Source organism: Spirillospora sp. NPDC000708, from assembly GCF_040299565.1.
Classification (GTDB): Bacteria; Actinomycetota; Actinomycetes; order Streptosporangiales; family Streptosporangiaceae; genus Spirillospora.
Genome location: NZ_JBEPCJ010000018.1, coordinates 76,364 through 96,743, shown reverse-complemented (window position 1 = coordinate 96,743; position 20,380 = coordinate 76,364). Strand labels below are relative to the sequence as shown.

The window sequence follows — 20,380 nt, the reverse complement described above, 5'->3', positions numbered from 1 at the left end:
CCCACCGCGTCGCGTAGGAAGGGCTAGGCGAACGCGACCTTGAGGACGCCGGTCAGCGCGAGCTGTACCAGCGACAGCGGGACGAGCCACGCCCACGCGAGCCTCTGGAGCTGGTCCTCGCGCATCCGCGGGTAGCTGACCCGCAGCCAGATCACGCAGAACGCCAGCACCGCCGCCTTGATCAGCGTCCAGAGCCAGCCCAGCTCGGTGTTCAGGAACGGGCCCTTCCACCCGCCGAGGAACAGCACGGCCGTCAGCGCGCACAGCACCACGATTCCGGCGTACTCCGCCAGGATGAACAGCGCGAACCGCAACCCGCCGTACTCGGTGTACGGGCCGAAGATGATCTCCGAGTCGGCGACCGGCATGTCGAACGGCGGGCGGCGCAGCTCCGCGAGGCCCGCGACGAAGAACACCACCGCGCCGATCGCCTGCCACGGCAGCCACCACCAGCGCCACTCGCCGACGATGCCCTGCAGCGACAGCGTGCCCGCGGCCATCGCCACCGACGACGCCGCGAACACCATCGGCAGCTCGTAGGACATCAGCTGCGCCGCGACCCGGATCCCGCCGAGCAGCGCGTACTTGTTCGCGCTCGCCCAGCCGGCCATGATCGCGCCGATCACCCCGACGCCCATCACCGCGAGCGCGAAGAACACCCCGACGCCGAGGTCCAGCGCGACCTGCCCGCCCGGACCGACCGGCACCACGATCAGCACCAGCAGGTACGGGACGAGCGCGACGCCCGGCGCCAGCTTGAACACCCACCGGTCGGCGTCGCGCGGGACGACGTCCTCCTTCTGCGCGAACTTCACGCCGTCCGCGACGAGCTGCGCCCAGCCGTGGAAACCGCCCGCGTACATGGGGCCGAGGCGGCCCTGCATGTGCGCCATCACCTTGTGCTCGGCCTGCCCGACCAGCAGCGGCAGCAGCGCGAACGCGGCCGCGACCAGCACCAGCTTCCCGATGGTCTCAAGCATCCGGACCCCGCTCCTGCGGTGGGCGGCCGGCCCGGCGGCGCTCCGCCGCCTCCGCCCACGGGCCCTCGTCGGGCACGCCGGGCGGCCGCACGCGGCGGCGGCTCGGCGCGCCGTGCCCCGACTCGCCGGGCTCCTTCGCGCCCGGCCACGGCTTCGCGACCCGCGCCGCCAGCACGAAGTCCTTGCGCAGCGGATGGCCCTCGAAGCCGTCCGGCAGCAGCAGCGGGACGAGGTTCGGGTGCCCCTCGAACACGACGCCGAACATCTCGGCCGTCTCCCGCTCGTGCCACGCGGCGCCCCGGTAGACGCCGATGGCGGTCGGGAGGGACGGCGCGTCCCTCGGCACCCGCGTCCGGACGAGCAGATGGTGCCGCCGCTCCAGCGAGTACACGTGGACGACGACGGCGAAGCCCTCGCCGAGCTCGTCGACGCCGGTCAGCCAGTCGAAGAAGGCGAAGGCCAGGTCGTCGCGGGCGAAGGTGAGCGCCTCCACCCAGCGGTCGGCCGGCACGCCGACGGACAGCCCGCCGGCCGTCTCCTCGGTCGTCACGTCGTCGCCGAACCGGTCCGTCCAGGCGGCGGTCAGCTCCGCGGCGGCGCTCACCGGCTCCGCCCGATCTCGTCGTCGTTCCCGTCGTCGGCGAGCCCCGGGATGATCGACGGGTCGTGCTCGGACCGAGGCCGCCGCCGCGGTTCGCCCGCCCGCGGCTCGTCGGCGGGCGGCTCTTCGGCGGGCGGCTCGGCGTACTGCGGCTCCTCGGCGGCGGGGATCGGCCGCGTCTCGTCGTCGGGACGCACCGCGCCGGGCTCGTCCGCGGGTTCCGGTCCGGCGGCGGGCAGCGGCATGGTCCCGCCCTCGGCGGCCGGGGCGGTGCGGGGCCCCTCGGCCTCCGGTTCGACGGGCGGAAGGGGACGCGTCTCATCGTCCGGACGCACGTCATCGGCTTCGGGCGCGGGCCGGCCCGCCGGCGGCGGCGGTTCGGGCGGCGCGACGGGCAGCGTCACGTCCGACGGCGACGCTTCTTCCCGCGCCGAAGGCTCGCCGGACGGCTCCTCGGCGGACGGTTCGTCGGCAGGCGGCTCGTCGGCGGGCGGCTCGTCGGCGGGCGGCGGCTGGAGGGGGCGGCGCAGGACGGTGGCCGAGAACGGCCGCGGCGCGGGCGGCGGGCTCATCGGGTCGCCGCCGTCGTAGCGGTCGCCGAGCGACTCGGCGGCGATCTTCTCCTGCAGGTGGACGATGCCCTGGAGGAGCGCCTCTGGACGCGGCGGGCAGCCGGGGACGTACACGTCCACCGGGATGATCTGGTCGACGCCCTTGGTCACGCAGTAGGAGTCCCAGTACGGGCCGCCGCAGTTGGAGCAGGCGCCGAACGAGATCACGTACTTGGGCTCGGGCATCTGCTCGTACAGCCGCCGGACGGCGGGCGCCATCTTGTCGCTGACGGTGCCGGACACGACCATCAGGTCCGCCTGGCGAGGGCCGGGCGCGAACGGGATGACGCCGAGCCGGATGAAGTCGTGCCTGCTCATCGACGTGGCGATGAACTCGATCGCGCAGCAGGCCAGGCCGAAGTTGAAGACCCAGAGCGAATAGCGGCGGCCCCAGTTGAGCACGAACTTGACCGGCTTGGGCGCGAGCCGCGACAGGGGTCCGACGCTCGGCGGCGGGAGATCGATGGTGCCCACGCAAGCATTGTTACAGCCCGGACGGGTCGCGCCGGAGGCTCGGGACGTCGAGCTGCGGGCTCAGACCCAGGACAGGACGCCTTTGCGGCCCGCATAGAGCAGCCCGACGGCGAGGAAGGCCAGGAAGACGAACATCTCCCCGAGCGTGGTGGCGCCATAGCCGGGGGCGGAGAAGACCGTCGCCCAGGGGAAGAGGAACACGGCGTCCACCGCGAAGACCACGTACAGGTAGGCGAAGACGTAATAGCGGATGTAGGAGTGCGCCCAGCCGCCGCCGACCGGGTCGACGCCGCACTCGTAGGTGGTGAGCTTCTCGGCGGTCGGGCGGTGCGGGCGGAGCATCCGGTTCGCGGCGAGGCCGCCGCCGACGATGCCGCCGCCGGCGATCACCAGTGCGCCGAGCGCGACATATGAGCTGAAATAGTTATGCACCGTCACGCTCCCGTCTGCGTCCAAGCAAGTATCCCCGAAAGGGCGTGCGCGAGTGTGACGTCGTACCTCCACCTCGGTGGATCACAATGTCATCGTTTTGCTGCACACTAGAGAACGCATTGGGGTCAGTTGACCTGGAAGGACGTGACCGGATGAGCAACCCTCCGCCGAACCCGGGCTGGGAGAACCCGGGTGGTGCCTCCTGGCCGCCTCCACCGCCTCCCGCGGGTCCCGGCGGCGCCCCCGGTCCGGGCGGCCCCGGCTACCCGGGTGGCCAGGGCGTTCCCGGTGCTCCGGGCGGTCCCGGCGCGCCGCCTCCCCCCGGCGGGTACGGCGGTCCCGGCGGCCCCGGCACGCCGCCGCCGTTCTTCCCGCCGCCTCCCGGCCCCGGCGGCCCGATGGGTCCCGGCATGCCGCCGCCCAAGCGCAGCAGCGGCCCGCTCATCGCGGCGCTCGTCGGCGGCGCCGTCGTGGTGATCCTGATCATCGGCGCGGTGGTCTTCATCGTGGCGTCCAACGGCGGCGGCAAGTCGCCCGAGGACAAGCTGAAGGCCGCCGCCGACTCGATGGCCGCCGAGCGCGTCGTCGGGCTGAAGGGCGACTTCGGCGGCGGCGCCGACAACATCGAGGGCCAGCTCGACGTCACCAAGGGCGGCCGCGCGACCGGCCCGGTGACCTGGAACAGCGACAACGTCACGCTGCTGTCGGCGGACGGCAAGCTGTTCCTGAAGGCCGACGCCTCGTACTGGCGCGACCAGATCGAGAGCACCGAGGGCACGCCGTACTACCTCGGCAGCGGGCAGCAGTGGGGCCGGCTGAGCGCCGACAAGCTCGACATCGACTTCAAGCAGGAGCTGTCGCCGACCGCCCTGGCCGCCAAGCTGCGGGCCGCGGCGACCGCCAAGGTCAAGCCGCTGAAGACGACGTGGGCCGGCAAGAAGGCGCTGAAGTTCACCACCTTCACCTCGACGCTCTACATCACCGACGCCGACGACGCCCAGCTGCTGCGCTACGAGGCGACCACGCCGCGCGTCGCGCTGGACGTCACGCCGAAGTCCTCGTCCGAGGCGTCCACGGTCATCTCCGCCATGCGCACCAGCATGGGCGACCTGAAGAACTCCTTCGACGCGTCGGCGCGCCCGTCGGTCGACGAGTGGAAGAAGGGCGGCTGCAACAGCAACTCCGGCTGCACCGTCGAGGCCAAGATCCGGCCGCCCTACGGGGCGTCCACGCCGCTGACGGTCGACGTCCGGTTCAACATCACCGCCGGCACGCTGACCGGCCGGGACCTCGGCAACTGCACCGACACGATCACGATCAACGACACCAGCTCGGTGTGGGCGAGCTGCCGGATCGCCACCTCCGCGTGGCAGAGCTGGGCCAAGTCCACCGGCGGCACGTTCTACAAGCACGCGCAGTACAAGGTGATCGGCGCCACGCCGTCGGAGGTCGCCTCGCTGCAGAGCGGGCTCGACAGCGAGTGAGCCCGCAGGTCGGGGCCGGGCGGCGCGGAGGCCGCCCGCCCCGGCCCTAGGTGGTGGTATGCCCGGCGATGCGCGGTTTCCGGTCCGGCCGCTCGCATCGTCGGGCATTCTTATGGCTTGTGAGCGCTGATCAGGACGACCCTTCTCCGGAGTCCGCACCTGGCCGGCCCGCACCGGACGACGTCCTCGTCGCCGGCGGCCCGCCCCGGACCGCACCCGCCACGCCGCCGCCCTCGCCGGCGCCGGGCGCCACCGCGCCGGACGGGATCCCGTACAACGGCCCGGCGCCCCACGGCGCGGACATGCCTCCCCAGGCCCCCGGAACGCCCGGCGCCCCTGAGATGCCAGTGATGCCCGGGATGGCCGGACCTCCCGGGATGACCGGGATGCCGCTGCCGCCCGGGATCGGCGGGCCGCCGCCGCGCGGCGGGCGGCTCAAGAAGCGGCTGGCGACCGGCGCGGGCGTCGCCGTGGTCGTGGCGGCCGCCGCGACCGTCGCCGTGGTGTTCATCTCCGACGACGACGCCCCCGGCAAGCCGCACCCGAAGCCGTCGAGAACCGCGCCCTCCGCCTGGGCGCTGGAGGCGGGACGGCGGCTCACATCCGGCCCCGGCTTCCGCTACCAGGGCACGCTCACCGCCGCGAACGGCCGCCCCGTCCAGGCCGACGTGCAGGTCACGGCGGCGGGATCGGCGATCGGCACGCTGGCGGCGGGCCCGCTGACCGCCGAGGTGGTGGCCGCCGGCGGCGACACCTACCTCAAGGCCGGGACGCAGTTCTGGCGCGAGTACGCGGGCGAGAGCGCGCACCCCGAGAACTACGCGGGCCGCTGGTCGAAGGCGCCCGCCGCCGTTCCCGGCTTCGACGTCCCGGACGTGCTGGGCGCGCAGGCGATCGCGAAGGCGCTCACCAAGGCGCCCGCGAAACCGCCCACCGAGACCGTGAACGGCGTCCGCGCCTACAAGATCAGGACGTCGGGCGCGAACTACCTGGTGTCGGCGGCGGCGCCGTACCGGCTGGTCGCCGTGCAGGCGGCCGGCGCCGACGCCGCCCGGTTCAGCGTCGCCGACCTGCCGAACCCCGCCGCGCTGTTCGCGCGGCTGCGGCCCCGGGTGAAGGCGCTCGCCGGCGCCGCCGACCCGAGCCTGCACTTCGACCCCGGCAAGCTCGCCTTCGTCAACTGCGACCAGAACCCGGCGGGCTGCACGGTGCGCGTCCCGGCGACGCTGTCGTCACCGGACACGGTGCCGGACGGCGCGCGCGCGGCGCTGCGCGCGTCGATCACCACCCGCGGCACCCCGCTCGGGTCCTGCACCGCGTCCGCGCCGGTGCCGACGAACCGGTCGTTCGTGCTGACCTGCACCGTCGCCGGACGGGCCTGGAGGACGTGGGTGAAGTCGGCGCTCGACCACCCCGGCTCCTACCCGTACTCGGCGCAGGCCCGCGTGATCGGCGAGGCCCTCACCGCCGCGGACGTCAAGGCGCTGCTGGCCAAGCTCGACAAGGAGCGGAGCGCGGTGGTGAAGAGCACACTGTCCGGCGCCCCCGGCGGCGCGACCGGCTCCCCGTCGCCCGGAACGAGCGGCGCGCCGGGCACCGGCGCGTCCGGCGCGCCGAAGAAGTCCGGTGCGACCGGGCCCCGCGCCGCCGGGACGGGCGGTACCGGCCGGCCCTGAAACCCCTACCCCCGGGGGCCGGGGCCGGTTGAACAGAACGAAATTCAGCCTGTCTACACTGCGGCTGTGAACTCCGTGCCCTCGGGGAGCGACGGCTCCCCGGCCCATCCCGCCCAGCTGGTCAGGCGGCTGCACGTCGATCTGTGCCGGCTGGCCAGCGCCCTGTGTTCAGCGGTGAACCCGGGGACCCGTCCGGCTCGTAGCACCGGTTAGGACCTGCCCGAATCCGGCCGGGACGCGTGATCTCCCACCCGAGGTGATAACCCTTGAAGTACGGGGTCATGACCTCCCCGAGGGCGGGATGTCGCACATGACGGGCGGAGCGACGGCCGCGGTCCGCGCCTCTCGGACCACGGCCGCCGCCGGCGAAGAACGGACGGCACCGGGCCGCACGCCCGGCGTCGCCGTACCGCTGAGCGGCCCGATCCCCGAGACCAGCATTCCATCCCGGACATACCATGAAGGTAAGCCTTAGTAGCATCACGATCCTGGGTGCCTCCCCCAGGACGGGTGCTGCGCGTCGAGGAGGTCTTCCTCTGTGACCAAACAGGTCCAGCAGCTCGACCGCGTCATCATCCGCTTCGCCGGGGACTCCGGTGACGGGATGCAGTTGACCGGCGACCGCTTCACCCAGGAGACGGCGGCGTTCGGCAACGACTTGTCGACGCTGCCGAACTTCCCGGCCGAAATCCGCGCCCCCGCCGGGACCCTCCCCGGCGTGTCCAGTTTCCAGCTGCACTTCGCCGACCACGACATCCTCACGCCGGGCGACGCGCCCGACGTGCTGGTCGCGATGAACCCGGCCGCCCTCAAGGCCAACCTCGGGGACCTGCCCCGCGGGGCGGACCTGATCATCAACACCGACGAGTTCAGCAAGCGCAACCTCGCCAAGGTCGGCTACGCCGCCGACCCGGTCACCGACGGCTCGCTCGCCGAGTACCGGGTGCACGCGCTGCCGCTCACCTCCATGACGGTGACCGCGCTCGAGGGCTACGAGATCTCCAAGAAGGACGCCGAGCGCGCGAAGAACATGTTCGCGCTCGGGCTGCTGTCGTGGCTGTACCACCGTCCCACCGAGGGGACCATCGGCTTCCTCGAGCGCAAGTTCGCCAAGAAGCCCGAGATCATGAAGGCGAACATCGCCGCGTTCCAGGCGGGCTGGAGCTACGGCGAGACCACCGAGGCGTTCTCGGTGCAGTACGAGGTCAAGCCGGCCGAGCACGAGGCCGGCCTCTACCGCAACATCACCGGCAACGCCGCGCTGTCCCTCGGCATCGTCGCCGCGGGCGTGCAGAGCGGCCTGCCGGTCTACCTCGGCTCCTACCCGATCACCCCGGCCTCCGACATCCTGCACGAGCTGTCCAAGCACAAGCGGTTCGGCGTCCGGACGTTCCAGGCCGAGGACGAGATCGCCGCGGTCGGCGCGGCGCTCGGCGCCTCCTTCGGCGGGTCGCTCGGCGTCACCACCACCTCCGGCCCCGGCATCGCGCTGAAGAGCGAGACGATCGGCCTCGCCGTCGCGACGGAACTCCCGCTGCTGGTCATCGACGTGCAGCGGGCCGGGCCGTCCACCGGCCTGCCGACCAAGACCGAGCAGGCCGACCTGATGCAGGCCATGTACGGCCGCAACGGCGAGGCGCCCGTCCCGGTCATCGCGCCCCAGTCCCCCTCGGACTGCTTCGACGCGGCGCTGGAGGCGGCCCGCATCGCGGTGAAGTACCGCACCCCCGTCATCCTGCTGTCCGACGGCTACCTCGCCAACGGCTCCGAGCCGTGGAAGCTGCCGGACGTGGCGGCGCTGCCGAAGATCGAACCGAACTTCGCGGCCCCGTCCGAGGAGCCCTTCGAGCCGTTCCGGCGCGACCCGGAGACCCTGGCCCGCCCCTGGGCGGTCCCGGGCACCGCCGGCCTGGAGCACCGGATCGGCGGCCTGGAGAAGGCCGACGTCACCGGCAACATCTCCTACGACCCGGCCAACCACGACACGATGGTCCGGCTCCGCCAGGCCAAGGTCGACGGCATCGCCAACGACATCGCGCCGCTCGCGGTCGACGACCCGTCCGGCCGGGCGCGCGTCCTCGTGATGGGCTGGGGCGGCACCTACGGCGCGATCTCCGCGGCGGTCCGGCGCGTCCGGGCGGAGGGCCGCGACGTGGCGCAGGCGCACCTGCGGCACCTCAACCCGTTCCCCGCGAACCTGCCGGAGGTGCTGCGCTCCTACGACAAGGTCGTCGTCCCCGAGATCAACCTCGGCCAGCTGTCGATGCTGCTGCGCGGCCGGCTGCTGATCGACGTGATCGGCTACAACCAGGTCCGGGGCCTGCCCTTCAAGTCGGAGGAGCTGCAGGACGTCATCCAGGAAGTGATCGACAGTGAGTGACACCAACGGAAACGGCGCCGTGAACGGCAACGGACGCAGCCTGCTCTCCCTGGTCCCCAAGACCGACCAGAAGCAGACGATGAAGGACTTCAAGACCGACCAGGAGGTGCGCTGGTGCCCCGGGTGCGGTGACTACGCGATCCTCGCGGCCGTCCAGTCCTTCCTGCCCGAGCTCGGGCTGCGCCGCGAGAACATCACGTTCATCTCCGGCATCGGCTGCTCGTCGCGGTTCCCGTACTACATGAACACCTACGGGTTCCACTCGATCCACGGCCGCGCGCCGGCGATCGCGACGGGCCTCGCCACGTCCCGGCCCGACCTGTCGGTCTGGGTCGTCACCGGCGACGGCGACTCGCTGTCCATCGGCGGCAACCACCTGATCCACGCGCTGCGCCGCAACGTCAACCTGAAGATCCTGCTGTTCAACAACCGGATCTACGGGCTGACCAAGGGCCAGTACTCGCCCACCTCCGAGACCGGCAAGATCACCAAGTCGACCCCGATGGGCTCGCTGGACGCGCCGTTCAACCCGCTGTCGCTGGCGATCGGCGCGGAGGGCAGCTTCGTCGCCCGCACCATCGACTCCGACCGCAAGCACCTGCAGTCGGTGCTGCGCGCCGCCGCCGAGCACCGCGGCACCGCGCTGGTCGAGATCTACCAGAACTGCAACATCTTCAACGACGGCGCGTTCGACCCCCTGAAGGACGCCGCCGTCCGCGACGACATCACGATCCGCCTGGAGGACGGCGAGCCGATCGTCTTCGGCGCCGACCGGCAGAAGGCCCTGCGCCGGACGCCGTCGGGCTCGTTCGAGGTGGTGAACGTCGCCGACGTCCCCGCGTCGGACATCGCGGTGCACGACGCCGCGAACCCGGACCCGTCGATGGCGTTCGCGCTGTCGCGGCTGGACCAGCCGGCGTTCGAGCACACCCCGATCGGCATCTTCCGCAACGTCGACCGCCCGTCCTACGACGAGCTGATGCGCGCGCAGGTCGAGGAGGCCGTCGAGACGCAGGGCGCGGGCGACCTCGCCGCGCTGCTCGCCGGCGGCGACACCTGGCGCATCGACTGACGCACCGTCCGGGGCCCGTCCCCCGGGCGGGCACTGACGCCGTCAGCGTTCCGGAAAGCCCGTCCCCGCATACCGCGGGGGCGGGTTTTCCGCGCTTTGGAACCGCGCGGACGGGGCAGTGTTCATCACGGGATGAGCAATCGGCGATCGTTGGCCGGGTTCGGCCGCGACACGATGCGGGACACCGTCTCATCCTGAAAGACTGTCGCAGATCTTGTCAGCCCGGGGAGGTGACGATGCGGGTCGTTCCGCGCCGCAACAAGGGTCGTCGGCAGGCAGAGGACACCGCTCCGCCCAGCCCTCCCCCGGCGGCCGCCCCGGACCGTCCGCTCGCCTGGCCGCCGCCGCCCGCGCCTCTCCTCGACCCGTCCGAGCGGTCCGCCCCATCCACGGACGCGGCGCCACCCGAGCAAGGCGCCCCGGACAAGCAGGACGCGCCGGACAAGCCCGCACAGGCGCACGACGCCGCGTCCCCCGAGCAGTCCACGTCGCCCGGGCGGACCACGCCGCTGGAACAGACCGCGCATGCTCGCGACGCCGCCTCTACGGAGCAGACCGCCCCGCTGGGCCAGGCCGCAGCGTTCGAGCACAGCACCCTGCCCGAGCAGGACGCGTCGCGCGAGCAGCCTCAGCCAGGCGCGCCGACCGAGCAGACCGCGCCGCTGGGCCAAGCCGCCGTACCCGGGCAGGGCACCTCGCCCGAGCAGGACGCGCGGACCGCGCCACTGGCACAGGCCGCGCCACCCGAACAGGCCGCGCCGCTGGAGCGGGCCGCGCCGCCCGAGCAGGCCACGGCGCCCATGCCGTCCGTCTCGCCCGAGCAGGCTCAGCGAGCCGAGTCCCCCACGCGCGCGGCGCAGGACGCCTCGCCCAGGCAGGACGCGCCAGGAATCGGCGAGCCCGCGCCGTTCGGACGGGGCGGAGCGGTCCCGTCGCCTGCTCAGGCGCTCGGGCAGGACGATCTGACCGGGCGGACGCCGACGGAGCCGTTCGAGCCGGTGCCCGGCCCCACGCTGATCCCCGACCCGGAGGGGCCGCCACCCGCCCGGCCGGTGCGAGCGGTGGGCTTCACGCCGCCCGAACGGCCGGAACCGGCGCCGGCGCGCGGTCCGGAGCGGACCACGGCGGTGCTGCCGGTCCCCGAGATCCCGGACGCGGACCGGCGGCGCCGGGCCCGCGCCGAGCAGCGGCGCCGCGCGGCGGCCGAGACCAAGCGCAGCCGCGCCGCGCGCCGCCAGGGCCTGGAGTACCGGGAACGGCCCGTCCCGGAGCCGGTCCAGGCCGCCGACCAGCACCGGTCCGCGCTGGTGATCATGGTGTTGACGCTCGGGCTGCTGATCGCCGCGGTCGCGGTGACCGGCGGCATGATCGCCTCGTCCATGCGGACGCGGCCGGTGACGCTGGCCGCCCCGCTGCACGTGTACCCGGTGACGCAGGCGTCGCCGGGGCAGTGCCCGGCCGGGACGCCCGGGATCACCGGGCAGGCCGCCGCCGGCGTGACCTGCTACCGGCTCGCGCAGGGCATCGCGATCCACAAGGTCGCCGACCTGCGGGTGCAGAAGTCGCGCGGGACGTCCGGGTACGACGTGGCGCTCACGCTCCGGCCCGTCGACCGGCACGCGTTCGCGCGGCTGACCAGCGCGACCGTGGGCCGCGACCTGGCGTTCGTGGTCCGCGACCGGCTGATCACCCTGCCGCGCGTCGACATGCCGATCCGGGACGGGAAGGTCGTGGTGACCGGCTCGCCGACCCGGTCCGCCGCGAACACCCTCGTCCGCGAGCTCAAGGGACGCTGACGGGCCCGCGCTTTGGCCCGTCCGGCGGTCGTCGGGCAGGCTGGACGGCGTGGACCTGGATCTCGCGCAGGTGCGGGCGTTCGTCGCGACCGCCGAGCAGCTGCATTTCGGGCGCGCGGCGGGCGAGCTGTTCCTCACCCAGCAGGCGCTGTCGAAGCGGGTCGCGCGGCTGGAGGACGTCCTCGGCGTGCGGCTGTTCGACCGCACCGGGCACTCGGTGCGGCTGACGGCGGCGGGCGAGCGGTTCCTGGAGCCGGCGCGGCGCGCGCTCGCGGCGGCGGACGACGCCATCGTGGCGGCACGGCGCGACAACCGGCCGCTGCGCTTGGACGTGTGGGGCCACCTGTTCGACCCGATGCGGACGATCCGGCGGGTCGTGACGCGCCGTCCCGACCTGCCGATCGAGCCGAACCTGAAGCGGGGGCTGTCCGAGGTCGTCACGGCGCTGCGGCGCGGTGACGGCGACGTGGGCTTCGGCCGCGTCCACGCGCTGGACGAGCCGCTGCCGGACGGGCTGGCGCACCGGCTGGTGCGGCTCGCGCCGATGGCGGCGGTGATGGGCGCGTCGCATCCACTGGCGGGTGCGGCGGCGCTGCGTCCCGCCGACCTCGCCGGGACGACGGTGTGGTTCCCCGCCGAGATCGGCAAGCTCGACTTCCTCGACCGGTTCCTGGCCGAGTTCGGGCTGTCCGGCGAGTTCGGCGGGGTCAACCTGGGGCTGGACTACTTCCTCGACCACCTGCGCGAGGAGCCCGGGCACGTGTCGCTGCTGCCGGCGGACGTGGCCGTGCCGGCGGACGTCCGGTCGGTGCCGCTGACCGATCCCGTCCCGCTGTACTCGTGGTCGCTGATCTGGCGGGCCCGCGAGCAGCATCCGGTGCTGCGGGCGCTGCTCGCGGAGTTCGCGGCGGCGGCGCGGGAGCACGGCTGGCTGGACTACGACCCCGCCGCGCACTGGCTCCCGGCCACCGAACTGGACACCCGCCCCACCGGCGCCGCGGAGACGCCCCGCCGAGCGCGCCCCTGAACAACGCCCGCCACTCCGACGCCCACGAGCCCGACCAGCGCCACCTGCCTCCACCGGCGCCGCCCACTTCCGCCGGGCGCCGCCCGGCTCTGCCAGCGCCACCGCCTCCGCCGACGCCGTCCGCTTCAGCCGGGCACTGCCCTCCACCGACGCCAACCGCTTCGGCCGGGCGCCGCCCGCCTCCGGCAGCGCCGCCCGCCTCCGGCGACGCCGTCCGCTTCCGCCGCCTGCCTCCGCGAGTGTCCGCGGCTTCGGGTGCCGGTCAGGCCTGGGGCAGCTCGGTGCCCTGGACGGCCTGGATCTCCAGCTCGACCTTCAGGCTCTCGCCGACCATCGCGATCCCCGCCTCCAGGATCTGGTTGTAGCGGATCGCGAAGTCGGTGCGGCGCAGCTCCGCCGTCGCGCGGAACGCCGCGCGCGTCCCGCCCCACGGGTCGCCGCCGCTGCCGAGGAACAGCATGTCCAGGTCGACGGGCTTGGTGACCCCGTTCAGGGTGAGGTGGCCGTGCACCGTCCAGCGGTCCGGGCCGGTCGCGGTGAGCCCCTCGCCCTCGTAGGAGACCACCGGGTGCTCGTCGACGTTCAGGAAGTCGGCCGAGCGCAGGTGGTCGTCGCGCAGCTTGTTGCCGGTGTCGATGGACGCCGCCTCGATCCGGGCCGCCACCCGGGACGCCTCCACCGGCTCGGTGATCTCGATGCTCCCCTCGAACGCGGCGAACCGGCCGCGCACGCTGGACAGCCCGAGGTGCTGCGCGACCGCCCCGACGTTCGAGTGCGCCGGGTCGATCGTCCACGGGCCGGGCGGCGGCAGCTCGGTGCCGCCCGCGCGGGCCAGCACCAGCGTGCCGAGGTCCGCCGCGCCGGACGCGTGCACGATCAGCGTCGACGCCGTCGGCTGGAACCCCATCGCCGTGACGATCACCGTGTAGGTGCCGGCGGGCAGCGGACCGGCGGCGAGCACGCCGTCCTCCCCGGTCTGCTCCCGCGCGACCTGCCGGCCCGCCAGGTCCGTGACCGTGACGATGGCGTGCCGCACCGCCCAGCCGTCCTTGGTCCGCACCGATCCGCGCAGACCGCGCCTGTCATCCATCAACGACCCGCACTCCAGTTTCGTGGCTCGTGTGATTGCGTCGGCCGGGGCCGCCCCGGTCGGGCGACCCCGGCGTCGGTCCTACTCGTCGGGGTAGCCGAGCTCCAGGTCGTGGTCGTCGAGGCCGCCGCCGGCCAGCGACAGGCCGCTCGCCACCGGCGGGTAGCCGGACGCGATGACGGTGTACTGGCCGCCGGTCAGGTCGGTGAACGCGTACTCCCCGTCCGGGCCGGTGATCGCCATCGCGACGACGTTGCCGGCCGCGTCCACCAGCGTGACGCGGGCGTCGCCGACCGGCTCGCCGGCGTCGTTGCGGACCGTTCCGCGGACGCGGGCGCCCGCGGGCAGCTCGACGTCCAGCCGGGTCTGCCCGCCGCCCGCCACCTCCACCGGGAGCGCGACCGGGCGGTGCGCCGCGGCGCTGACCGCGAGCGTGTACGAGCCGGTCATGACGTCCTTGAAGGCGTACTGGCCGGACGCGTCGGTGCGGCCGGTGCCGACGACCTCGCCGCGCACGTCGGTGACGACGACCATCGCGTTCGCGATCGGGCTGCCGCCGGCGCTGCGGACCGTCCCGCCGAGGCCGCCGTTGCCGGCCAGCATCAGGTCGAACTCGACCGGGCGGTCGCCGACGACGAGGGTCGCGGCCTGCGGCTCGTGCTCGCCGGTCGCGGCGATCAGCACGTAGGTGCCGGGGCCGGGGGTCGGCAGCGCGTAGCGGCCGTCGTCCTGGGTGATCGCGCGGCCGAGCTGGTGCCCGTCCACCCCGATCAGCGTCAGCGCGGCGGACGGGACGGGCGCGCCGTCGCCGGAGCGGACCACGCCGCGGACGGGGACGCCGCCCGCGCCCTGCCGCATGAGCCCGTCCTGCGCGAAGGCGTTCTGCTGCGCGAGGAGCCGGGCCTGCGCGGCCGGATCGGCCGCCGTGGACCCGCCGGGAGCCGCGGCCATACCGTTGGACGGCAGGCCGTTAGCGGGCATTTCGTTCATCGCCATCTCCTTGGGGACCGCACCTGCCCCGACCGACGCCAGCTGCTGCTCCACGGCCGGTTCGTGGCCGCGGGCGTGCCTGCCGACGGCCGTGGCGGCGCCATTGGGGGGCACCGGCGTGGACGGCTGGGCGTCCGCCGGCGTGGTGGCGGGGGCCTGCGGGGCCTGCTGGCCCGTGCCGGCCCTGCCGCGCAGCGGCAGCTCCTTCATCGCCAGCACCGTGATGAGGCCGACGACCGCGACCGGCACGCCGAAGATGAAGACGTGCTCCAGCGAGTGCGTGAACGCGGTGAGCACGATCGACTTGAACGGCTCGGGCAGCGCGTGCACCTGGGCGGGGGTGCCGAGGGAGCCGCCGCCCTTCGGCATCGGCAGGTGCGCCTCGCGCAGCCCCTTGGCGAGCTCGCCGGGCAGCTTGTTGTTCAGGATCGCGCCGAACGCCGCGACGCCGACCGCGCCGCCGAGGTTCCGGAAGAACGACACACCGGACGTGGTGGACGCGAGGTCCTCCATCTTCGCGGCGTTCTGCGCGGCGAGGATCAGGATCTGCATGGTCAGGCCGAGCCCCACGCCGAGCAGCGCGAGGTCGCCGCCGATCTCCACCTTCGAGGAGTCGACGTGCAGGCGCGACAGCAGGTACAGCCCGGCGCCCACGCACACCAGGCCGATCACCGGGTAGATCTTGTACTTGCCGAGCCGGGTGACGAGCTGGCCGGACGCGATGGAGGCGATCAGCATGCCGACCACCAGCGGCAGCGTCATCAGGCCGGACGCGGTGGGGCTCAGGCCCTTGACGACCTGCAGGTACTGCGGCATGTAGATCATGACGCCGAACATCGCCATGCCGACGCAGAGCGAGCCGAGCGAGGTCAGCACGAACGTCCCGTTGCGGAACAGCCGGGGCGGCAGGATCGGCTGCCGCGCGGCGCGCTCGGCGAACACCGCGCCGATCACCAGCACGACCGCGATCGCGCCCAGCACGTACGTCCAGGTGGAGGCCCACTCGAACTGGTTGCCGCCCATCGACAGCAGCAGCATCACCGCGGTCGCCGAGCCGGTGATGGTGAACGCCCCGAACACGTCGATCCGGGTGTCGCGCTTCACCTTCGGCAGCTTGAGGACCTTCTGGATCACCGCGAAGGCGACGATCGCGAGGGGCACGCAGACGTAGAAGCACCAGCGCCAGCCTAGACCGTCGGCGTCCACGAGGAACCCGCCGAGCAGCGGCCCGGCGACGGTGGCCACGCCGAACACCGCGCCGATGTACCCGGAGTAGCGGCCGCGCTGCCGGGGCTCGACGATGTCGCCGAGGATGACCTGCGCCAGCGCGGACAGCCCGCCGGCGCCGAGGCCCTGGACGGCGCGGGCCGCGATCAGCATGCCGATGTTCTGGGACAGCCCGCCCGCCACGGACGCGACCACGAAGATCAGGAGCGCGGTCTGGAAGGAGAGCTTGCGGCCGATGATGTCGGAGACCTTGCCCCACAGCGGGGTCGAGGCCGTCATCGTCAGGAGGGTGGCGCTGGCCACCCACGACAGCTGGTCCTGACCGCCGAGGTCTCCGACGATGGTCGGCAGGGCCGTGCTGACCACCGTGGACGAGATCATCGACGTCAGCAACGCCATCATCAGGCCGGAGAGGATCTCCAGGATCTGGCGGTGCGTGTACTGCGGTCTCGCTTGCTCTGGCGCCATCGGCCCCGCCGACGGCGCCACGCTCGCTTGAGCCACCATGCCCCCATGGAACGTAATTACCTGTGTTTTGCATATATGCTATGTACACGCTTGTTTACTTGCAACTCGGGGGATACTGGGGCGATTCGGTGATCCATACGGGGACGGATCGGGATTCGATGGTGAGCGTCGAGCAGGCCGAGCAGCGCGAGCAGCGCGAACACCGCAAGCGCGACCGGGAGGCGACCCGTCGCCGCATCCTGGACGCCGCTCGCGATCTGTTCGGCGAGCACGGTTACGACGGCGTCACGGTCCGCATGATCGCCTCCGCCGCCGACGCCAACACCGCCCTGGTCAACCGGTACTTCGGCTCCAAGGCCGCGCTGTTCGGCGAGGTCCTGGCCGGCGAGTCCGCGCTGCGCGGCGTCATCGCCGGCGACCCCGCCGGGCTGCCCCGCCGGCTCGCCGAGCACTTCGTCCGGCAGGCCTCCCTGCACCGCGTGACGCCCATGGCCCGGATGATCGACCGCTCGGCCGGCAGCCCCGAGGTCAAGCAGATCCTGCTCGGCTACCTCGAAGACGTGATCATCGAGCCGATCGTCGCGCAGCTCGACGGCCCGAACCCGCGCGCCCGCGCCCTGCTCGCCTCCACGATCATCATGGGCGGCGGCCCCGTCCGCCGCCTGCTCGGCCTCAACGACCTGCGCAGCGCCGACCCGGCCGAACTCACCGACCGCCTCACCGCGATGTTCACCGCCGCTCTCTCCCCCTACTCCCCCAGCCCGGCCCACCCCGCCACGGCCTAGCCACCTCCGCCCGATCACCACCCACTCCCGGGTCCGGCGTCGTCCGAACGAACCGCGAACACCGTGTTCCACGATCACCGTGGGACACGCACGGCGCGACGCCCGGGCGCCATCAGGTACGCGTGCATGGGCCCATGGGCGGCGTAAGCACGGACATGGCGTGAGCGTGCGCGCCGTGCGGCGCGGTGGAGAGTGATCGGGGCCTGGTACGCCGGGGGGTGTAACGGTGGAGCGGGGTGTACAACGGCGGGCGCAGGGGAGATCGGCGCGAGGGCGGAGGGGCGCGCGGCAGGGGCGCGAATAGGCTGCTGGCATGACGGCGGTGGGGGGCGCGATCCGGGCGCGATGGGGCAGGACGGGCCGCACGGCGCGCTGGACCGCCGCCGGGTCCGCCGTGGCGCTGGCCGCGGGCGCCGCCGTCTGGGGTGTCGGTGCCGACGGCCCGCCCCGCGTGCGCACCGTCGACCAGCGCGTCCAGGTCGTCGACGGCCCGCATGACGACCAGCGTGTGACCCTCGACACCACCTTCTACAAGCCGGTCGGGCACGGTAAGGCGCCGGCGATCCTGCTCGGCCACGGGTTCGGCGGCGACAAGTACGACGTCGCGGGCGAGGCGCGCGCGCTGGCCCGCGACGGCTACGCCGTCCTGACCTGGACGGCCCGCGGGTTCGGCGCGTCCACGGGGCAGATCGCGCTCGACTCCCCCGACTACGAGGTCAAGGACGCCCGGCAGCTCATCGACTGGCTGGCGAAACGGCCGGAGGTGCGACTGGACGGGCCCGGCGACCCGCGCGTCGGGATGACCGGCGAGTCCTACGGCGGCGCGATCGCGCTGATGACCGCCGCCTACGACCGTCGCGTCGACGCCATCGCGCCGGAGATCACCTGGAACAGCCTGCCGGACGTGCTGTTCCCCAACGCCGCCGGCGCCGGACCCGAGAAGGGCGTGTTCAAGAAGCTGTGGGCTGGCGTCTTCTTCAACAGCGGCTCCCGCGGCGCCGGGTGCGGACGGTTCCTGCCGTCCCTCTGCGCCATGTACCAGAAGGTCGCCGAGCAAGGCGGGCCCACCGCCGACGCGATCGCCACGCTGCGCCGGTCGAGCCCCGCCTCCGTCGCCGACCGGATCACGGTGCCGACCCTGCTCGTCCAGGGGCAGTCCGACTCCCTGTTCCCCCTCGACCAGGCCGACGCGAACGCGCGCGCCATCGCCCGCAACGGCGCGCCCGTCTCGGTCGTCTGGTACCAGGGCGGGCACGACGGCGGCGACCCCGAGACCGGACGCGTGCGCGGGCTCGTCCGCGACTTCTTCGACGCGCGGCTCCGGCACGGCGAGGTGCCCGGCACCCGGTTCACGGTGACCCGGGCGGGCGGCCTCGACTCCTCCACCCAGCAGGTCGTCGTGCAGGAGGCGAAGGCCCGCACGTACCCAGGACTGTCCGGCGACCCGCAGCACCTCCCGCTGGACGGGGTCGAGCAGACGATCCACAACCCGGCCGGCGGCACCCCCGCGGCGGTCTCCGCGCTCCCCGGGCTCGGCGCGCTGGGCTCGCTCGGGTCGCTCGGCGCCGCGGGCGGCGGCCTCCCCGCCGACATGCCCGGGCAGACCGCCACGTTCGACACCCGTCCGCTCGATCACTCCCTCCGCATCACCGGCGCCGCCACCGTCCGACTCAAGGCCGCGAAGGACACCACCACCAAGGACCCGGCGGAGAACGATCCCTCCGGCGACCCTCCTGCGGAAAGCGCCCCCTCCGGCGAGCCTTCTGCGGAAAGCGCCCCCTCCGGCCAGGAGCCGGCGGAAGGCGGACCGCTCTTCGCCAAGCTCTACGACGTGTCGCCGGACGGCTCCGCCGCCCCCGCCCGGCGGATCGCGGCGCCCTTCCGCGTGACCGGCGGCGAGGTCACCGTCACCCTGCCCGCGATGGACTACCGGTTCGACCGCGGCCACCGCCTCCGGCTCGTCATCGCCACCACCGACATGGGCTTCGCGACTCCGCCGCAACCCGCCGCGTACCAGGTGCGCGCCGTGTCGGGGCTGACCGTTCCGACCGACGCGTCCCTGCTCACGGCGCCCACCCCGATTCCCGCCTGGGTGTGGATCCTGCCTCTGGCGGGGCTCGCGATCGCCGCCTCGCTGCTCCTCGGCGTCCGCCGCAGCCGGTCCCGCGAACGCGACACCGACGTCCCCCTGGAGATCACCGGGCTCACCAAGGCGTACAAGAACGGCCACCTCGCGGTCGCCGACCTGTCGTTCCGCGTCGAGAAGGGCCAGGTGCTCGGCCTCCTCGGCCCGAACGGCGCGGGCAAGACCACCACCCTCCGCATGCTGATGGGCCTCATCCGCCCCGACGCCGGCGAGATCCGCATCTTCGGCCACCGCGTCACCCCCGGCGCGCCCGTCCTCGCCCGCCTCGGCTCGTTCGTCGAGGGCCCCGGGTTCCTGCCGCACCTGTCCGGACGCGACAACCTCGACCTGTACTGGCGCGCCACCGGCCGGCCCGCCGCCGACGCGCACATGGACGAGGCCCTCGCGATCGCCGGCCTCGGAACCGCCCTCGACCGCGCCGTCCGCACCTACTCGCAGGGCATGCGGCAGCGCCTCGCCATCGCGCAGGCGATGCTCGGCCTGCCCGACCTGCTCGTCCTCGACGAACCCACCAACGGGCTCGACCCGCCGCAGATCCGCGAGATGCGCGAGGTCCTCGTCCGGTACGCCGCCGCGGGCCGCACCGTGATCGTCTCCAGCCACCTCCTCGCCGAGGTGGAGCAGACCTGCACGCACGCCGTCGTCATGGCCGGCGGCCGCCGCGTCGCCGCCGGTCCCGTCGCCGACATCGTCGGCTCCGGCCGCCGGCTGGAGGACGCCTTCCTGGAGATCATCGGAGAGACCCCATGACCGCCCGCAAGGACGACCTCCCCTCCAGCAGGACGACGGTGACCGACACGACGCCGGGGCAGACGACATGACCACGTCCAGAGAACCCAAGGCAGGCGGAACGGCCGCCCACGGAGAGCCTGAACCCGGCGCACCCACGGTCCCCGAAGACCGCCCCGCGCCCGAACCGCGCGCGAACAGCACGCCTCCATCCGAAACGAGCCCGAACGGCACGCCTCCGCTCGAGGCCCGCCCGAACGGCACCTCACCACCCGAGACCAGCGCGAACGGCACCCCGCCACCCGAGGCACTTCCGAACGGCACCCCACCGGTCAAGGCGCCTCCGAACAGCACCTCACCACCCGAGACGAGCCCGAACGGCACGCCTCCGCTCGAGGCGCAGCCGAACGAC

At 73.4% G+C, this 20,380-nt stretch carries 15 protein-coding genes; 9 read left to right on the top strand and 6 right to left on the bottom strand.

What is annotated here, in order from left to right; translation table 11 throughout:
• Positions 1–23: 23 nt before the first annotated feature.
• From ABT299_RS15725 to ABT299_RS15710, 4 genes are read right to left on the bottom strand one after another with little or no spacing between them, the layout of a single operon-like run.
• On the bottom strand, positions 24–980 hold the full coding sequence (locus tag ABT299_RS15725; RefSeq protein ID WP_190865669.1) for a complex I subunit 1/NuoH family protein: 957 nt from the start codon (positions 978–980) through the stop codon (positions 24–26).
• Positions 973–1,584: an NADH-quinone oxidoreductase subunit C gene (locus tag ABT299_RS15720; RefSeq protein WP_500251177.1), complete on the bottom strand. Its 612-nt coding sequence runs from the start codon at positions 1,582–1,584 to the stop codon at positions 973–975. Before ABT299_RS15720 ends, ABT299_RS15725 begins: the two co-directional genes overlap by 8 nt.
• On the bottom strand, positions 1,581–2,666 hold the full coding sequence (locus ABT299_RS15715) for an NADH-quinone oxidoreductase subunit B (protein WP_500251176.1): 1,086 nt from the start codon (positions 2,664–2,666) through the stop codon (positions 1,581–1,583). The genes ABT299_RS15720 and ABT299_RS15715 overlap by 4 nt, the downstream gene beginning before the upstream one ends.
• A gap of 60 nt (positions 2,667–2,726) precedes the next feature.
• On the bottom strand, positions 2,727–3,098 hold the full coding sequence (locus ABT299_RS15710) for an NADH-quinone oxidoreductase subunit A (protein WP_190865665.1): 372 nt from the start codon (positions 3,096–3,098) through the stop codon (positions 2,727–2,729).
• Between the two features lie 152 nt (positions 3,099–3,250).
• Here ABT299_RS15710 and ABT299_RS15705 point away from each other — a divergent pair, with 152 nt between their 5' ends.
• The 7 genes from ABT299_RS15705 (at position 3,251) to ABT299_RS15675 (ending at position 12,533) form a co-directional block, all read left to right on the top strand.
• The gene (locus ABT299_RS15705; protein ID WP_190865663.1) at positions 3,251–4,582 is read left to right on the top strand and encodes an EGFR-like transmembrane domain-containing protein; all 1,332 of its coding nucleotides are present in this window, start codon (positions 3,251–3,253) and stop codon (positions 4,580–4,582) included.
• Positions 4,583–4,701: 119 nt separating this feature from the next.
• Positions 4,702–6,258, top strand: a complete 1,557-nt coding sequence (locus ABT299_RS15700) for a LolA-like protein (protein WP_500251175.1) — start codon at positions 4,702–4,704, stop codon at positions 6,256–6,258.
• Positions 6,259–6,324: 66 nt separating this feature from the next.
• On the top strand, positions 6,325–6,471 hold the full coding sequence (locus ABT299_RS15695) for a putative leader peptide (protein ID WP_387029342.1): 147 nt from the start codon (positions 6,325–6,327) through the stop codon (positions 6,469–6,471).
• A gap of 325 nt (positions 6,472–6,796) precedes the next feature.
• The gene (locus ABT299_RS15690) at positions 6,797–8,638 is read left to right on the top strand and encodes a 2-oxoacid:acceptor oxidoreductase subunit alpha (RefSeq protein WP_190865659.1); all 1,842 of its coding nucleotides are present in this window, start codon (positions 6,797–6,799) and stop codon (positions 8,636–8,638) included.
• Between the two features lie 79 nt (positions 8,639–8,717).
• Positions 8,718–9,710, top strand: coding sequence for a 2-oxoacid:ferredoxin oxidoreductase subunit beta (locus ABT299_RS15685; RefSeq protein WP_433155223.1), 993 nt, complete (start codon positions 8,718–8,720; stop codon positions 9,708–9,710).
• Positions 9,711–9,946: 236 nt separating this feature from the next.
• Entirely contained in the window at positions 9,947–11,506 is a 1,560-nt protein-coding gene (locus ABT299_RS15680; RefSeq protein WP_500251174.1) for a SecDF P1 head subdomain-containing protein, read from the top strand.
• 49 nt (positions 11,507–11,555) lie between these two features.
• Positions 11,556–12,533, top strand: coding sequence for a LysR family transcriptional regulator (locus tag ABT299_RS15675; RefSeq protein ID WP_500251173.1), 978 nt, complete (start codon positions 11,556–11,558; stop codon positions 12,531–12,533).
• 262 nt (positions 12,534–12,795) lie between these two features.
• Here the strand turns inward: ABT299_RS15675 and ABT299_RS15670 are convergent, their stop codons facing one another.
• Both ABT299_RS15670 and ABT299_RS15665 read right to left on the bottom strand, forming a co-directional pair.
• Positions 12,796–13,623, bottom strand: a complete 828-nt coding sequence (locus ABT299_RS15670; protein ID WP_500251172.1) for a YceI family protein — start codon at positions 13,621–13,623, stop codon at positions 12,796–12,798.
• An 81-nt stretch (positions 13,624–13,704) separates the two neighbouring features.
• Complete coding sequence (locus ABT299_RS15665; protein WP_206700266.1) at positions 13,705–16,347, bottom strand: MFS transporter; 2,643 nt, start codon at positions 16,345–16,347, stop codon at positions 13,705–13,707.
• A gap of 119 nt (positions 16,348–16,466) precedes the next feature.
• Between ABT299_RS15665 and ABT299_RS15660 the strand changes: the two genes are divergently transcribed.
• Together ABT299_RS15660 and ABT299_RS15655 are read left to right on the top strand one after the other, a co-directional pair.
• Positions 16,467–17,093: a TetR/AcrR family transcriptional regulator gene (locus tag ABT299_RS15660; RefSeq protein ID WP_500251171.1), complete on the top strand. Its 627-nt coding sequence runs from the start codon at positions 16,467–16,469 to the stop codon at positions 17,091–17,093.
• Positions 17,094–17,406: 313 nt separating this feature from the next.
• Positions 17,407–19,989 (top strand): alpha/beta fold hydrolase, encoded by a 2,583-nt coding sequence (locus ABT299_RS15655; RefSeq protein ID WP_500251170.1) that lies wholly within the window; start codon positions 17,407–17,409, stop codon positions 19,987–19,989.
• The last annotated feature ends 391 nt before the right edge of the window (positions 19,990–20,380 follow it).

Bases quoted from the DNA above. Each gene is read 5' to 3' on its own strand.
- ABT299_RS15655 (WP_500251170.1), top strand. From the start codon at position 17,407: ATGACGGCGGTGGGGGGCGCGATCCGGGCGCGATGGGGCAGGACGGGC.
- ABT299_RS15680 (WP_500251174.1), top strand. From the start codon at position 9,947: ATGCGGGTCGTTCCGCGCCGCAACAAGGGTCGTCGGCAGGCAGAGGAC.
- ABT299_RS15685 (WP_433155223.1), top strand. From the start codon at position 8,718: ATGAAGGACTTCAAGACCGACCAGGAGGTGCGCTGGTGCCCCGGGTGC.
- ABT299_RS15660 (WP_500251171.1), top strand. From the start codon at position 16,467: ATGGTGAGCGTCGAGCAGGCCGAGCAGCGCGAGCAGCGCGAACACCGC.
- ABT299_RS15705 (WP_190865663.1), top strand. From the start codon at position 3,251: ATGAGCAACCCTCCGCCGAACCCGGGCTGGGAGAACCCGGGTGGTGCC.
- ABT299_RS15725 (WP_190865669.1), bottom strand. From the start codon at position 980: ATGCTTGAGACCATCGGGAAGCTGGTGCTGGTCGCGGCCGCGTTCGCG.
- ABT299_RS15665 (WP_206700266.1), bottom strand. From the start codon at position 16,347: ATGGTGGCTCAAGCGAGCGTGGCGCCGTCGGCGGGGCCGATGGCGCCA.
- ABT299_RS15670 (WP_500251172.1), bottom strand. From the start codon at position 13,623: ATGGATGACAGGCGCGGTCTGCGCGGATCGGTGCGGACCAAGGACGGC.